Origin of the sequence: Acinetobacter sp. YH12049 (genome assembly GCF_013419875.1) — a bacterium.
Lineage (GTDB): Bacteria > Pseudomonadota > Gammaproteobacteria > Pseudomonadales > Moraxellaceae > Acinetobacter > Acinetobacter amyesii.
In genome coordinates, this window is the sequence record NZ_VOZH01000056.1 from 1 (window position 1) to 12,821 (window position 12,821).

General features: G+C 41.2%; 17 protein-coding genes. 10 read left to right on the plus strand and 7 right to left on the minus strand.

What is annotated here, in order from left to right; translation table 11 throughout:
• Positions 1 to 240: 240 nt before the first annotated feature.
• Together FTU05_RS15970 and FTU05_RS17995 are read left to right on the plus strand one after the other, a co-directional pair.
• Positions 241 to 537, plus strand: coding sequence for a hypothetical protein (locus FTU05_RS15970; protein ID WP_227591842.1), 297 nt, complete (start codon positions 241 to 243; stop codon positions 535 to 537).
• Positions 534 to 674 carry a hypothetical protein gene (locus FTU05_RS17995; RefSeq protein WP_227591843.1) on the plus strand — a complete coding sequence of 47 codons (141 nt, stop codon included), beginning with the start codon at positions 534 to 536 and terminating at the stop codon, positions 672 to 674. The genes FTU05_RS15970 and FTU05_RS17995 overlap by 4 nt, the downstream gene beginning before the upstream one ends.
• A gap of 25 nt (positions 675 to 699) precedes the next feature.
• On the opposite strand, the gene FTU05_RS15975 is transcribed toward FTU05_RS17995, so the two are convergent.
• Positions 700 to 1,038, minus strand: coding sequence for a DMT family protein (locus FTU05_RS15975; protein WP_078189529.1), 339 nt, complete (start codon positions 1,036 to 1,038; stop codon positions 700 to 702).
• 274 nt (positions 1,039 to 1,312) lie between these two features.
• Here FTU05_RS15975 and mpl point away from each other — a divergent pair, with 274 nt between their 5' ends.
• On the plus strand, positions 1,313 to 2,677 hold the full coding sequence (gene mpl / locus FTU05_RS15980) for a UDP-N-acetylmuramate:L-alanyl-gamma-D-glutamyl-meso-diaminopimelate ligase (RefSeq protein ID WP_180166013.1): 1,365 nt from the start codon (positions 1,313 to 1,315) through the stop codon (positions 2,675 to 2,677).
• A gap of 63 nt (positions 2,678 to 2,740) precedes the next feature.
• Here the strand turns inward: mpl and FTU05_RS15985 are convergent, their stop codons facing one another.
• The gene (locus tag FTU05_RS15985; protein ID WP_180005550.1) at positions 2,741 to 3,211 is read right to left on the minus strand and encodes a BLUF domain-containing protein; all 471 of its coding nucleotides are present in this window, start codon (positions 3,209 to 3,211) and stop codon (positions 2,741 to 2,743) included.
• Between the two features lie 209 nt (positions 3,212 to 3,420).
• Here FTU05_RS15985 and FTU05_RS15990 point away from each other — a divergent pair, with 209 nt between their 5' ends.
• Entirely contained in the window at positions 3,421 to 3,756 is a 336-nt protein-coding gene (locus FTU05_RS15990; protein ID WP_111885703.1) for a hypothetical protein, read from the plus strand.
• A gap of 56 nt (positions 3,757 to 3,812) precedes the next feature.
• Here the strand turns inward: FTU05_RS15990 and FTU05_RS15995 are convergent, their stop codons facing one another.
• Positions 3,813 to 4,097 (minus strand): GNAT family N-acetyltransferase, encoded by a 285-nt coding sequence (locus FTU05_RS15995; protein WP_111885720.1) that lies wholly within the window; start codon positions 4,095 to 4,097, stop codon positions 3,813 to 3,815.
• 350 nt (positions 4,098 to 4,447) lie between these two features.
• Positions 4,448 to 4,753 carry a GNAT family N-acetyltransferase gene (locus FTU05_RS16000; RefSeq protein ID WP_347269446.1) on the minus strand — a complete coding sequence of 102 codons (306 nt, stop codon included), beginning with the start codon at positions 4,751 to 4,753 and terminating at the stop codon, positions 4,448 to 4,450.
• Positions 4,754 to 4,885: 132 nt separating this feature from the next.
• Between FTU05_RS16000 and FTU05_RS16005 the strand changes: the two genes are divergently transcribed.
• Entirely contained in the window at positions 4,886 to 6,079 is a 1,194-nt protein-coding gene (locus FTU05_RS16005) for a sugar transporter (RefSeq protein ID WP_180005552.1), read from the plus strand.
• Between the two features lie 302 nt (positions 6,080 to 6,381).
• Entirely contained in the window at positions 6,382 to 7,347 is a 966-nt protein-coding gene (locus FTU05_RS16010) for a TerC family protein (protein WP_180005553.1), read from the plus strand.
• A gap of 64 nt (positions 7,348 to 7,411) precedes the next feature.
• Here FTU05_RS16010 and FTU05_RS16015 read toward each other — a convergent pair whose 3' ends face one another.
• Entirely contained in the window at positions 7,412 to 7,723 is a 312-nt protein-coding gene (locus FTU05_RS16015; RefSeq protein ID WP_180005554.1) for a nucleotidyltransferase family protein, read from the minus strand.
• 272 nt (positions 7,724 to 7,995) lie between these two features.
• Between FTU05_RS16015 and guaD the strand changes: the two genes are divergently transcribed.
• The 3 genes from guaD to FTU05_RS16030 all read left to right on the plus strand — a co-directional run bounded on the left by guaD (position 7,996) and on the right by FTU05_RS16030 (position 10,503).
• Positions 7,996 to 9,312 (plus strand): guanine deaminase, encoded by a 1,317-nt coding sequence (gene guaD / locus FTU05_RS16020; protein WP_180005555.1) that lies wholly within the window; start codon positions 7,996 to 7,998, stop codon positions 9,310 to 9,312.
• 225 nt (positions 9,313 to 9,537) lie between these two features.
• Positions 9,538 to 10,065, plus strand: a complete 528-nt coding sequence (gene hpt / locus FTU05_RS16025) for a hypoxanthine phosphoribosyltransferase (protein WP_078194457.1) — start codon at positions 9,538 to 9,540, stop codon at positions 10,063 to 10,065.
• Between the two features lie 180 nt (positions 10,066 to 10,245).
• A complete protein-coding gene (locus FTU05_RS16030; protein WP_180005556.1) occupies positions 10,246 to 10,503 on the plus strand; it encodes a GlsB/YeaQ/YmgE family stress response membrane protein in 258 nt (85 codons plus the stop codon).
• Between the two features lie 80 nt (positions 10,504 to 10,583).
• Here FTU05_RS16030 and FTU05_RS16035 read toward each other — a convergent pair whose 3' ends face one another.
• Together FTU05_RS16035 and dmeF are read right to left on the minus strand one after the other, a co-directional pair.
• Positions 10,584 to 11,282: a DsbC family protein gene (locus tag FTU05_RS16035; RefSeq protein ID WP_180005557.1), complete on the minus strand. Its 699-nt coding sequence runs from the start codon at positions 11,280 to 11,282 to the stop codon at positions 10,584 to 10,586.
• Positions 11,283 to 11,395: 113 nt separating this feature from the next.
• On the minus strand, positions 11,396 to 12,334 hold the full coding sequence (dmeF, locus tag FTU05_RS16040) for a CDF family Co(II)/Ni(II) efflux transporter DmeF (RefSeq protein WP_180166022.1): 939 nt from the start codon (positions 12,332 to 12,334) through the stop codon (positions 11,396 to 11,398).
• 56 nt (positions 12,335 to 12,390) lie between these two features.
• Here dmeF and FTU05_RS16045 point away from each other — a divergent pair, with 56 nt between their 5' ends.
• Positions 12,391 to 12,657, plus strand: coding sequence for a metal/formaldehyde-sensitive transcriptional repressor (locus FTU05_RS16045; RefSeq protein WP_180009138.1), 267 nt, complete (start codon positions 12,391 to 12,393; stop codon positions 12,655 to 12,657).
• Positions 12,658 to 12,821: the final 164 nt, after the last annotated feature.

The window sequence follows — 12,821 nt, forward strand, 5'->3', positions numbered from 1 at the left end:
TTCATGTACTTATATTAACAATCAAAACTCAAGGAAAATAGTCCTTAGTTAAATCAAACGACACTTCATGTCGTGTCGCTTATATCTCTGACCTGAAGGACAGAGTTTTACGCTCCATTTGATAAAATTTAACGGTTGTCTTTAAAGAGAAAACTCCATAATATTTTTATAAAATTATTTTTATTTTTTTCAATTTTATAAAAACTTTTATTAAATCAATATTTATAAGACACTTTAAAGATGAAACAGATCTTCATCCTGCTCACTTTAGCCTTAAGCTCTCAGAGTTTTGCCCAACTGGTTCAACTCAATACCAGCCAATTTGAAATAGAATTTAACCTCTTACAGAAACAAAAAGGCTATAACAGCCAAATTAAGAGTAATGGCTACATCCACGAAAAATTTTTAGTCACTGGCAAATCGATCATTGATGAACGTGAGTCGGTCAAGATGACAGGCTATTACAAAGCAGATGATGGCCGTGATAAAATGTATTCAATTTCAGAATATCGTGTAGCTATGTTTTTGCACTCATGAACTTTGAAGCAGACGGTCAAATGACTGTACTGACCAGTGAGAGTGATTATGCCTTTGACTATGAAGATCCCACTCCAAGAGACCGTGAGTTTAGTAAAGTCCTCAAAAATGCCTGCAAACACGCCTCACTTAAATGATCGGACCCATGCGGCATCGGATCAGTTAAGCACTGCGAAACACGAAATAGACACACCCAAAAAGGCATAAACCTGCCCACAAATAGTCCAATTTAAAGGGCTGTTTAAAAAGGAAAATCATAAATGGAACGAAGACCAATAGCGTCACGACTTCTTGTGTGATTTTCATTTGACCCAAAGACCACCCATGTTTGGCCAACAATCGCGTTGCTGGAATCATAAAACTGTATTCGAGTAACGCGATCGCCCATCCAAATAAAATCGCTTGCCAGAGCGGCGCATCATGTAAAAACTTCAGATGCCCATACCAGGCCAAAGTCATAAAACAGTTGGAAATAATCAATAAAAACAGGGCAAGGGACATAAGCAATCAAGATCGCAAAAAATTGCGCATATTGTACGTTTTTTATCATGATTTCGCGCCTATTTTCCGTGTTTTTATCCTCAAGAAAATTGCGTACATTTGATCAGTTACGAGCTCAATCTTTTTGCACGATCTCATACAAAAAAATCTATCTTTTCGCTAAGACCCTTGCTATGGTTGCTCTCAAATGAAATTAACCTTTTCAACCAAATCTATAATGACAACACCACAATAACAAAGTGATGTGTCGATAAAAGCAGTGGAGTTAGAACGAATGCATCTGCATATCTTGGGTATTTGTGGCACCTTTATGGGTTCATTGGCGCTCTTGGCGCGTGATTTAGGACATAAGGTGACGGGTTCAGACCAAAACGTTTACCCACCAATGTCTACCCAATTGGAAAATGCAGGCATTACCTTAATGCAAGGCTATGACCGTAGCCACCTTCAACCACACCCAGATCTCGTGATTGTCGGCAATGCCATGAAACGTGGCATTGATGCTGTGGAATACATGCTGAACGAAGGCCTGCCTTATATTTCTGGCCCACAGTTCCTAGCGGATCACGTCCTACAAGGCAAACATGTCTTAGGTGTTGCAGGCACTCATGGTAAAACGACAACAACGACCATGCTCGCTTGGGTGCTCGATCAAGCCGGTTTAAACCCAGGCTTCTTGATTGGCGGCGTACCTTTAGGCTTTAGTGAAAGCGCACGTTTAGGCGGTGGTCAATATTTCTGTGTAGAAGCCGATGAATACGATTCAGCATTCTTCGACAAACGCTCTAAGTTTGTACATTACCATCCTAAAACAGCGATTTTAAATAACCTTGAATTTGACCATGCCGATATCTTCGATGATTTGGCTGCGATTCAAAAGCAATTCCATCATCTAGTGCGTACTATTCCAAGTGAAGGCCGTATCATTGCGCCCATCACAGAGACAAATATTGATGAAGTCTTGGAAATGGGTTGCTGGACACCTGTGGTGCGAACATCTTTAGATGCCAATGACCAATCTGAACTGTATGCAGAGCAATTGTCTGCTGACGGTTCACATTTCAAAGTACTGCAACATGGTGTCGTGAAAGGCGAAGTCAAATGGAATATGACTGGGCAACACAGTGTAGCCAATGCTTTGGCAACCATTGCTGCGGCTGAACATGTCGGTGTTTCGATTGAAACGGCGTGTGAAGCACTTTCAAACTTTGGCGGTGTCAAACGTCGTATGGAGCTTTTGGGCACAGTCCGTGGCATTGAGGTTTATGACGACTTTGCACATCACCCAACGGCGATTGATACCACGTTAGAAGGTGCGCGTAAGCGTCTGGGTCAACGTAAGCTTTGGGCGGTGATCGAGCCACGTTCTAATACCATGCGCATGGGTAGCCATAAAGATGGCCTTGCACATTCTGCACGCTTAGCGGATGAAGTGATTTGGTATCAACCTGAAGGTTTGGATTGGGATCTACAACCCGTGATTGAAGCTGCTGCGAATAAAGCTGTCGTGGCACGTTCACTGGATGACATCATCCAAACCATCGTAAGCGAGGCAGGCGAGGGCGATGCTGTAGTGATTATGTCGAATGGCGGTTTTGGTGGTTTACATCAGAAGTTGATCAGTGCATTAAAAGCCTAAATCAACTGGATAAAATGAAAGAAGCCCGCGAAGCGGGCTTTTTTTATTTTATTCACACTCAGCTTAAAAATAATGCTGATAGCCTCGGTTTTTATAGCCTGAATCCAGCTTAACCGGCTGTTCAACATTTTCTAATCTTAACAATGTCGTTAAAAACGCCTGAATTTGTTCCGTATTAAGCAGGTTTGGTTGAAAGCTTGAATGTCCAAAGCGCTGGAATAAACTGGCAATTTCACTATGTCGATTTACATATTTCATCGACCATTTTGAAAAATCGATTTGATCAATAGTTTGATCAGGATAACGCACAATATCCCGATGCCGCGTATCTTGCATAATATGCTGAAAAAGCTGTTCGAGTGCCGCTTGCTCACCTTGCAGGCATTGGAAGAACCGGCCTTCTGCATAGTACAGCACGCCAAAAATATTTTTTTCAGTATTAAAGCTGCGGGCTCTCACCAAAATATCACTTAAATCTTGTATTAAATCAAATTGTTGTTCTACACGCGTACTGGCATAACAGAGTTGTATCATTGTGTTTATTCTTCAAGTATTTGCATGATTTTAACGTGGGATGAGCCACAGAATTAGTGTAGATTTGTATGTTTTTTAATCAAATGTGCTTTTTAACTTACAACAGAAAACCGATATCACGGATACCGAAATTAGCTTCAAATTTTTAAACTGATCAACATTAAAACAATGAAACGATTCCTCTTTGAGGATGAATACAGAGGTCTCCCATGCTCAAAAATTTATTCATATTTTTATCGATCACTTGTGTATATTTTGCTGCCTTAATCATCCTGAATAATTTTGGCATTTCAGATTTTTTAAATGTCGTGATTTGCTCGCTTATCTTAGGAATAACACTGCGCACCGTGATTCCTCACTATCTTATTTATTTACTGATGATGATGACCATTGGCAGTATTTATTTTGTGCTGAATGATTTTGCTTTATTAAATATCATGTGTTTAAGCTTGGTTTTAGGAATATTGATCTGCTCAATTTTGTTCCAATTGTGGCCACATATCGTCAAAACACCATCAACGCTGTTGAAACTCAAGCTCAATTGAGCACAACGCAGTTTTTAAATTTTCATACTGATAAAACGCCCGCATCGCGGGCTTTTTTAGGCTTGAATATCGGCTAATGTCTTGTCTCGGCGAAACATCACCTCTACATAAGAACAGGTTGGGATAATTTTTAAGTGTTTGTCACGAGCAAATTCCACCAAATGATCCAATAACACACGAGCAACCCCTTGCCCACGTAAGGAATCATCTACCCACGTGTGATTTGCCACAATAGTGTGTTCATCACGCCATAAGTAACTCATTTCTGCGAGGCGTATACCCTCAGCATTTAACTGAAAAAATTCACCTTTTTGACCGTTATCTTGATGTTGCATAGTCACTGTTTTTTCTTCCTTTTTATGAAAAAATACACCGTGTAACAAACGAGAAAGTGATCGGTACAGAACTTAAACGACCTATATTCAACTGTAGGTGATAATAAATCCGTACACCTTTCACATTAATTAAAAAACAATTAAATCACACTTGCCGGATATTTTTATTATGGACCTTTATCTTGTCGCCATCTTTGTATTACTCATTGCTGCAGCATGCTTGGTTGTATCGCTGTATAAATCACGATCTTAATTCAATTTCACAATTAGATTTCAAATAAAAGAACAGCCTGATCGCAATACGATCAGGCTGTTTTTATTTATCCAAATGATTAATCTACATCACGCTGTACAATTTAGCGTAGAACATCACGAATCGATTCATCTTTATCAAATACAGATTTTGCAAAAGGGCAGAGTGGAATAATTTTCACGTTCTTTTCCCGAGCAAAATTCACTGCTGCATCGAGGAGATGTCGTCCAACACCTTGTCCTCGCAAGCTATCACTGACATCGGTATGATCAATAATAAATTTATCATCGCCTGCCCATGAGTAAGTCATCTCTGCCAAACGCTCCCCATCTTGCTCAACAAAGAAAGCTCCTTTTTTTTGATCATCATCTTGTTGTACAAACATCTTAAATTTCCTCCATTTTTTTATAAATTGGCATGTAATGCAGGTCAACTCTGTTGTTTTTGTACTAATTTAAACCGCATGTACAGGGCTTAAATCGGTTCCTGCTTGTGTATACAGCATAGTAAAATATGCCACTTTTTTTATTTGAAGACACTCATGTCTGCCTCTCCCTCCGAAACGGCTTTTTCTGGCTCTTGGACGGCTGTGATTGCTTTGGCTTTCGCAGCATTTATTTTTAATACCACTGAATTTGTACCTGTCGCGTTGCTCAGCGATATTGGCAAAACCTTTAGCTTAGCCGCAACCGATGTCGGTATCATGATTACGCTGTATGCATGGGTGGTTGCGCCGATTTCTTTGCCGATCATGTTATTGACCAAAAATATTGAACGTCGCTCGCTCCTGATTTGTTTATTTATAGTGTTTATTATCAGCCATGTTCTGTCGTATTTCGCATGGAGCTTTAATACCTTATTGCTCAGTCGAATCGGCATTGCCTTCTCACATGCACTTTTTTGGTCAATTACTGCATCGCTGGCGGTTCGTGTTGCACCGAAAGGCAAAGAATTTCAAGCCTTGGGGCTTTTGGCCACAGGCACGGCTTTGGCGATGGTTCTCGGTATTCCGTTTGGGCGTATGGTTGGAGAAGTCTATGGTTGGCGAAATACCTTTGCTCTGATTAGCATTGGCGCCAGTATCGTTTGCCTGATTTTAGCCAAAACGCTGCCAATACTGCCGAGTTTGAACTCAGGTTCGCTGAGCAGCCTAAAACAGTTTATTCGCCGTCCAAGCTTAATGATGGTCTTTGCATTAACCATTATCGTAATTAGCGCGCAATTTACCGCATATAGCTATATCGAACCGTTCTCACTCAACATTGCTGCATTCAGTTCCATGCAAACTACCACGTTGTTATTAATCTTTGGTGCTGCAGGCTTTCTGGGATCTTATCTCTTTGGGAAATTTGGTGGGAAATATCCTAAAGTTGCAATTCCTTTGAGTACAGCCACACTGGCTTTATCCATGCTGCTGTTGCTTCCTGTTTCTTTGAGTTTTGCAGGTGTGAGTGCGGTGTGCTTATTGTGGGGCATGAGTATCATTGGATTTAGTCTCGCATTACAGTCAAAGACGCTGCATCTCGCATCCGATGCCACAGATGTCGCCATGGCTATCTATTCAGGACTTTATAATGTCGGCATTGGCGGTGGCGCACTCTTGGGCGGCATGGTCAGCGTACATTTCGGTTTGAGCTATATTGGCGTGATCGGAGGAATCATCGCGGTGATCGGCACACTTTTAGCCTTAGCGTTGGTACAACGTGGTGATTTTAATCCTCCCATGGCACATTAAATGAATTCGCAAATTGCCGATTGCACTTTGTACTAAAAACTGTCATGCTTTGCCGCATATTTGGACAGTGTCCAAAACAAAATTTGAACAAGGGGAGTAGCCTCCTCCAAACGTAAACCTTGTTTTACGTGTCAGAATATCGTCATTACACTTTGCAAAAAGTCGGTATCTGAGCATCGCTGCTGAAAATCATTACAGTACGATGTAGGCAAGACCTTGATCATGTTGTCTCAGGCGTTTTATTTCGTCTGGCAACTGGTCGAGGTTTTTTTATGGCTGGTTGTTAGATGTGGAGAATACACATGGAAACGATTGGCTCTTTATGGCTATATCTGGCATTTTTCGGTTTAGTCACCATCATGCTACTCATCGACTTTTTAGGCTTTAAAAATAACAAAGGCCAAGAAATCAAAGTCAAAACCGCTGCCTATTGGAGTATTGCATGGGTCTCTGTGGCTACCTTATTCGGTGGTGCATTGTGGCTCTACTTACAGCAAACCGCTGGTGTCGCTGTTGCAAACACCAAAGTCATGGAATATTTCGCTGGTTATCTGCTCGAAAAATCACTCGCAATTGATAACGTTTTTGTCTGGCTCATGATTTTTGCTGCTTTTGCCATTCCACCTGCTTTGCAGCGTAAACTGTTGCTCTACGGTGTCCTCGGCGCAATTGTACTGCGTACCATCTTTATTTTTATTGGGGCATGGTTCGTTCAAGAATTCTCTTGGGTACTGTACTTCTTCGGTGCGTTCTTGGTGTATACCGGCTTTAAATTCCTTAAGGGTTCAGACGAAGACGACAAAGATATCGAAGATATGGCGATTTTGAAGTGGCTACGTAAACACATGCGTATTACTCCTCAAATGCATGAAGATAAATTCTTCGTTCGTCAAAATGGTGTCTTGTGGGCAACGCCGCTCTTTTTAGTGTTGATCTTGGTTGAAGCATCTGACGTAATTTTTGCGGTTGACTCAATCCCAGCAATCTTTGCGGTTACCTCTGACCCGTTCATTGTACTGACGGCAAACTTGATGGCGATTTTGGGTCTACGTGCTATGTTCTTCCTCTTGTCTGGTGCTGCATCGAAAATGCATTACTTACCGTATGGTCTGGGCATTATCCTCGTGTTTATTGGCGCTAAAATGCTGTTGCTCGATGTGTTCCACATGCCAATTTGGATTTCACTCGGCTTTATTGTAGTGACCTTAGCCATCACTGCGTGGTTATCGATCCGACACAGCAAGAAGTACCATGAAACCACACTATAAAACGCTTAGATAAATAAAAGCCTTCTTTTCGAGAAGGCTTTTTATTCTGACACGAAGCCATGAACTAAGCTTTAGGCGTCATCAAGAGTTTGAGTTTCGGCCAGCGTTGTAAAAATTTTTTTTGCTGCACACGCTGCAAAAAAGTCGCCTGACTGACTAAACGTGGGTTCCAGCGGACATTTAACTCAAATAAATCATCTAAACCCAAAGGAGCAATCAGCTGTATTTGTTGTTGATGTCGCTGTGACCAAATCAAATTACGAACCACGCCTGCAGCCAAATAAGCCTGTGTATCTATGGCATACAGGGCATGTAAAATCTGCATGATGCCTTGATGCTGAAATAGGTCATGTTTTAATTGGTCTGAATAGCTCATGTTCACTAAAGGGTTCATTATCGTTTTTTAAAGGGCGCTCTTGAGATCAATATAGCAAGCGTTGCGACTCATGGTCTTTATTCATTCATCGATGCAATGTATACAGCTCAATGCTTTTGTATTATTCAAATCAAATACAATGAACAAAAAAACAGAATCACTTATAAACAACTGTTCTATTTTTTAGAACACATTTTCACAAATACTCTAACGGTATTTTGAACCAAATTGGGCTACAATCAACCGAAAAAATTCTAAACTGCAGGTATGTCATGTCTTCTGTTATCGCATCTACAGCGATCCGTGGTCGCTTTCTAGATATTCAGAATACAGTTGCCCAAGCACGTGAAATTCACGACCAAGTGCGCTATTTCGAAGATGGTTTGCTAATTACGCAAGCCGGAAAAATTCAATGGTTCGGTCCATGGTCTGAGGGCCAACACCATCTCCCAGATCAGGTTGAAGTACAGCATTATCCTGATCAATTGATTGTTCCGGGTTTCATCGATACCCATATTCATTATCCACAAACGGAAATGATGGGGGCTTATGGTGAACAGCTATTGGAATGGCTCGATACCTATACCTTTCCAACTGAAATCCAATTTGAAGATCCGGCTTATGCAGAGCAAATTGCACAGTTCTTTGTAAACGAGTTACTCAAAAACGGAACCACAACAGCTCTTGTTTTTTGTACCGTTCATCCACAATCGGTCGATGCTTTATTTAAAGCTGCAGAACAGCATCAGATGCGCTTAATTGCCGGTAAAGTGATGATGGATCGACATGCACCTGAAGCATTATGTGACACTGCAGAGAGTGGCTATAACGACTCCAAAGCACTCATCAAAAAGTGGCATGGAAAGGGCCGTAACCTGTATGCCATCACGCCTCGCTTTGCCCCAACCTCAACGCCTGAACAATTGGCACGGGCAGGGGAGCTAAAAGCCGAGTATCCTGATGTCTATGTACATACGCATTTAAGTGAAAATAAAAATGAAATCGCGTGGGTCAAATCATTATTCCCTGAGCAAAACGGCTATTTGGACGTTTATCATCATTATGGTCTGACCGGATCACGTTCCGTGTTTGCGCACTGCGTGCATTTGGAAGATGCCGAGTGGGAGTGTATGCATCAGACCAACTCTGCAATCGCGTTTTGTCCAACCTCGAACTTGTTCCTAGGCAGTGGTTTATTTCCATTAAAGAAAACATGGGAAAAACAGGTGAAAGTCGGCTTAGGCACAGACATTGGCGCAGGCACCTCATTTAACCAACTACAAACCATCAATGAAGCCTACAAAGTTCAACAACTTCAAGGCGATAAACTGTCCGCATTTGAAGCGCTGTACCATGCCACTTTAGGGGGAGCAAAAGCCTTAGATCTAGCGGACAAACTTGGAAACTTTGATTTGGGCAAAGAAGCAGATTTTGTGGTGCTCGATTTAAATGCCACGGCTTTACAAGCCTTACGTCAACAACGTGCCAAAAATCTGGAAGATGCTTTATTTGCCCTCATGCTGATGGGTGATGATCGTAATATCCATGCCACCTATGTGTTTGGACAATGTGCGTATGTCAAAGCATAAAACGGCTCGACCGAGACGAAAAACAGCGTTGAAAATTGGACTGATTGCCGTCGCTTGTTTGTGCTTACTCAAGCGTGACAGCACTTCCAAGAAAAACTGATTACATTTTCAACGGCAAAAAAGATGCATCTGCGAGCCAGATGTATTAAAATTGGTTCATCTTTAGAGGTGTTGCAAGTCAACACCTTTTTTATTTTTTTGATTTGCTTTTTTAGGTATCTACCCATGTCTGTTCAAATGAGCGTACTGATTTCCACTGAAGAAATTCAAGCTAAAGTGAAAGAGCTTGGCGCAAAAATTGATGCACACTATGCTAACAGCGACAAAGAGTTGGTGTTAATCGGTCTTTTACGCGGTTCTGTTATTTTTATGGCTGACCTTTGCCGCGCAATTTCAAAACCGCATGAACTCGACTTCATGACCGTTTCAAGTTATGGCGGTGGGACCGTATCTACTCGTGATGTAAAAATCTTAAAAGACTTAGACGGCGACATTAAAGATAAAGATGTCTTGGTGGTTGAAGATATTATCGATTCAGGAAATACCTTAAGCAAAGTTTTAGAAATTTTACAGACGCGCAATCCAAATTCAATCGAGCTTTGTACTTTGGTTAGCAAGCCTTCACGTCGTGAGATTGAACTCGAAGTGAAATTTTTAGGTTTTGAAGTCGAAGATAAATTTATCGTAGGTTATGGTCTGGACTATGATCAAAAATATCGTCACATTCCATTTATTGGCGAAATTGGTCTCTAAGCAAGATCAGATACTTAAGAGTGGCCTAAGGCCACTTTTTTTTTACTTTTCTTGCTATTTCAGAACAAAAAAACAACAGTTTTTTGCATGTTTAGGCTGTAGCTCAGCTTAGTTTTGATTAAAGATAAAGATTGAACATGTCGTAAAAAACAAATACATGATAACAAAAGGAGAGTTACTATGTGGTCACTCATTGTTGCGATTGTTGTTGGTTTTATTGCTGGTTTAATTGCACGTGCGATCCATCCTGGAGATGACAAAGCCGGTTTCATCATGACCACCATTCTCGGGATAGCAGGTTCCTTACTTGCGACCTATGGCGGACGTTTATTAGGTCTGTATGGAGAAAATTCTGCTGCAGGATTTATCGCTTCCGTCATTGGTGCGATCATCGTGTTGTTTATCTATAACCTTGTAACGAAAAAAAACCGCGTCTAATTTTTATAGCGCCATTAAAATACCCGCCTGTAGACGGGTATTTTTTTATTTATATTTTATTCATGCCGTACAGCTTGAAATTATTTGATCTCTTTTAACATCGATTCTAATTCAGCAGCAGGGTAAGCACCGGTTAAGATCGAACCGTTGGCAAAGACGATTCCCGGTGTACCACTTAGTTTTAAGCTTTTTGCTAATTTTAAATTTCGATCAATGGGGTTTGCACAGCTTTTCGCTGACTTCGGTTGAATTCCCTTATTGATTAAATTATCCCAGGCCATAGCAGGGTTTGAATCACAAAAAATCTGCTTCGATGGCGCCAACGACTGCGGTTTTATGGCTGTGACAAAAGTATAAATGGTCACATCATTAAGTTTTGCCAGTTCTACTTCAAGCTTCTTACAATATGGGCAATTTGGGTCAGAAAAGATCGCGATTTGGCGCTTCCCATTCCCCCTGACAGTTTTAATCGCATCTTGTAATGGTAGTTTATTCCACTCAGTTTTTTGCTGACTGAGGATCAATTGTTTGGTCAGATTTTTTTGATCTTTTAAACGGATCATAGAACCTGCAATCACATAATCCGCATTTTCACTCAAATACAAAACTTGATCTTCAACAAAGCCACTATATATGCCTGGCATTTCTGTACTTTGAATATTCTCAATTTTTAAACTGGGGTGCTTTTCTCCCAAGAGCTTTTGAACGTGTGCCGCATCTGCCAAAGCAAAAGTCGAAAGGATGGTACTTAACGCCAACGCACATATTTTTTTCAACATAGACCGAACTTCAACATTTAATTGATTCAGCATTCTAAGCCTTAACGCGTGAAAGTCTTGGGCTTTTTTCAGTTCATTACGCAATAGCTACATGCCGTTTCACGTGGAACATATTACGCTGCATCAGGTGAATTAATTTCAACAGACACATGCACAATTTCTTCATGAATCGACAGCGCTTGGCGGACTTCATCGGCACTCAACGCCTGACTGGTTTCTAAAGCTACAATACACGAGAACTGACCTTTACCCACTTTCCACACATGTAAATCAGTTACATCGACGTCGACAGGAAATTGCATTAAAACTTCTCGAATCTCATCAACGACAGGGTGATCCATTTCCGCATCCAGTAATGTTTGTCCTGTTTCTTTCATCAAGCCAATGGCCCACTTACCGACCAGCACTGCACCAACAATCCCCAATAGCGCATCTAAAAATCCCCACCCCATCCATTTTCCGGCAAATAAAGCCACAATCGCCAATACCGAAGTCACCGCATCAGCAACCACATGCATGAAGGCTGCTTTCTGATTGAGATCGTGATGATGATCATGCTGCTCCTCATGGCTATGCTCATGATGGTGATGGTGATGGTGATGGTCATCATGCAATAACCAAGCACAGATCAAGTTCACCACCAGACCTAAAATCGCAATAGGGATTGCTTCGTTATAATGAATTTGGACCGGGTTGAATAAGCGTTCCACCGAATGAAAAGCCATAAATGCAGCAACAACCATCAATAATATCGCGCTGCTATAGCCCGCTAAAATTTCAATTTTCCAAGTTCCAAAGCTAAAACGAGCGTCTTGAGCATAGTGGCGTGCCGCACGATAGGCAAAATAGGCCAAGCCTAATGCCAACATATGTGAACTCATATGCCAGCCATCTGCCAATAATGCCATCGAATTAAAAATCCAACCGCCAATGACTTCTAACAACATCATGACTGCCGTTAAAATAGTGGCAATTAAGATCCGTTTTTGTGCGAGTGGATTACCTTCATCAAATTGATGATGATGAATTCGGATGGATGGGGAAGTTTTCATTAGGTTCTATGCTTAAATATACTCCCCCATAGTATATTTATTTTCGGGAGAAAGTGTTGAGTCATTTACATCAGGACAAAAAGATTTTAAATCGGGTTAAACGTCTACAAGGTCAGGTCAATGCGGTTGAACTGGCTTTACAGCAACCCGAAGCAGGGTGTATTGAGGTATTACAACAGGTTGCGGCCATCAAAGGTGCTGTAAATGGATTAATGAATGAATTAATCGAAGCACATTTACGCCATCATGTATTGCCTCAAGATGTTGAAATCAATGAAGCAGAACTGGAAGAATTTGTAAAACTGCTTAAACGCTATGGATAACGTTACAACTGTGATTTGACCATGGAAAACAATCGGCATTGACATACTCCCACCACCAAGCTAAGAGCTATGGTGGGGGAATCTTTGCGACCCATGCAATCTTAGAGATTGCACCTTTCGATACCGCACTGCGCTGACAGTATGGCGGTACAGGAACTCTTTAT

Coding starts and splice junctions, on each gene's coding strand:
- FTU05_RS15970 (WP_227591842.1), top strand. CDS start 241: ATGAAACAGATCTTCATCCTGCTCACTTTAGCCTTAAGCTCTCAGAGT.
- FTU05_RS17995 (WP_227591843.1), top strand. CDS start 534: ATGAACTTTGAAGCAGACGGTCAAATGACTGTACTGACCAGTGAGAGT.
- FTU05_RS15975 (WP_078189529.1), bottom strand. CDS start 1,038: ATGTCCCTTGCCCTGTTTTTATTGATTATTTCCAACTGTTTTATGACT.
- mpl (WP_180166013.1), top strand. CDS start 1,313: ATGCATCTGCATATCTTGGGTATTTGTGGCACCTTTATGGGTTCATTG.
- FTU05_RS15985 (WP_180005550.1), bottom strand. CDS start 3,211: ATGATACAACTCTGTTATGCCAGTACGCGTGTAGAACAACAATTTGAT.
- FTU05_RS15990 (WP_111885703.1), top strand. CDS start 3,421: ATGCTCAAAAATTTATTCATATTTTTATCGATCACTTGTGTATATTTT.
- FTU05_RS16005 (WP_180005552.1), top strand. CDS start 4,886: ATGTCTGCCTCTCCCTCCGAAACGGCTTTTTCTGGCTCTTGGACGGCT.
- FTU05_RS16010 (WP_180005553.1), top strand. CDS start 6,382: ATGGAAACGATTGGCTCTTTATGGCTATATCTGGCATTTTTCGGTTTA.
- FTU05_RS16015 (WP_180005554.1), bottom strand. CDS start 7,723: ATGAGCTATTCAGACCAATTAAAACATGACCTATTTCAGCATCAAGGC.
- guaD (WP_180005555.1), top strand. CDS start 7,996: ATGTCTTCTGTTATCGCATCTACAGCGATCCGTGGTCGCTTTCTAGAT.
- hpt (WP_078194457.1), top strand. CDS start 9,538: ATGTCTGTTCAAATGAGCGTACTGATTTCCACTGAAGAAATTCAAGCT.
- FTU05_RS16030 (WP_180005556.1), top strand. CDS start 10,246: ATGTGGTCACTCATTGTTGCGATTGTTGTTGGTTTTATTGCTGGTTTA.
- FTU05_RS16035 (WP_180005557.1), bottom strand. CDS start 11,282: ATGTTGAAAAAAATATGTGCGTTGGCGTTAAGTACCATCCTTTCGACT.
- dmeF (WP_180166022.1), bottom strand. CDS start 12,334: ATGAAAACTTCCCCATCCATCCGAATTCATCATCATCAATTTGATGAA.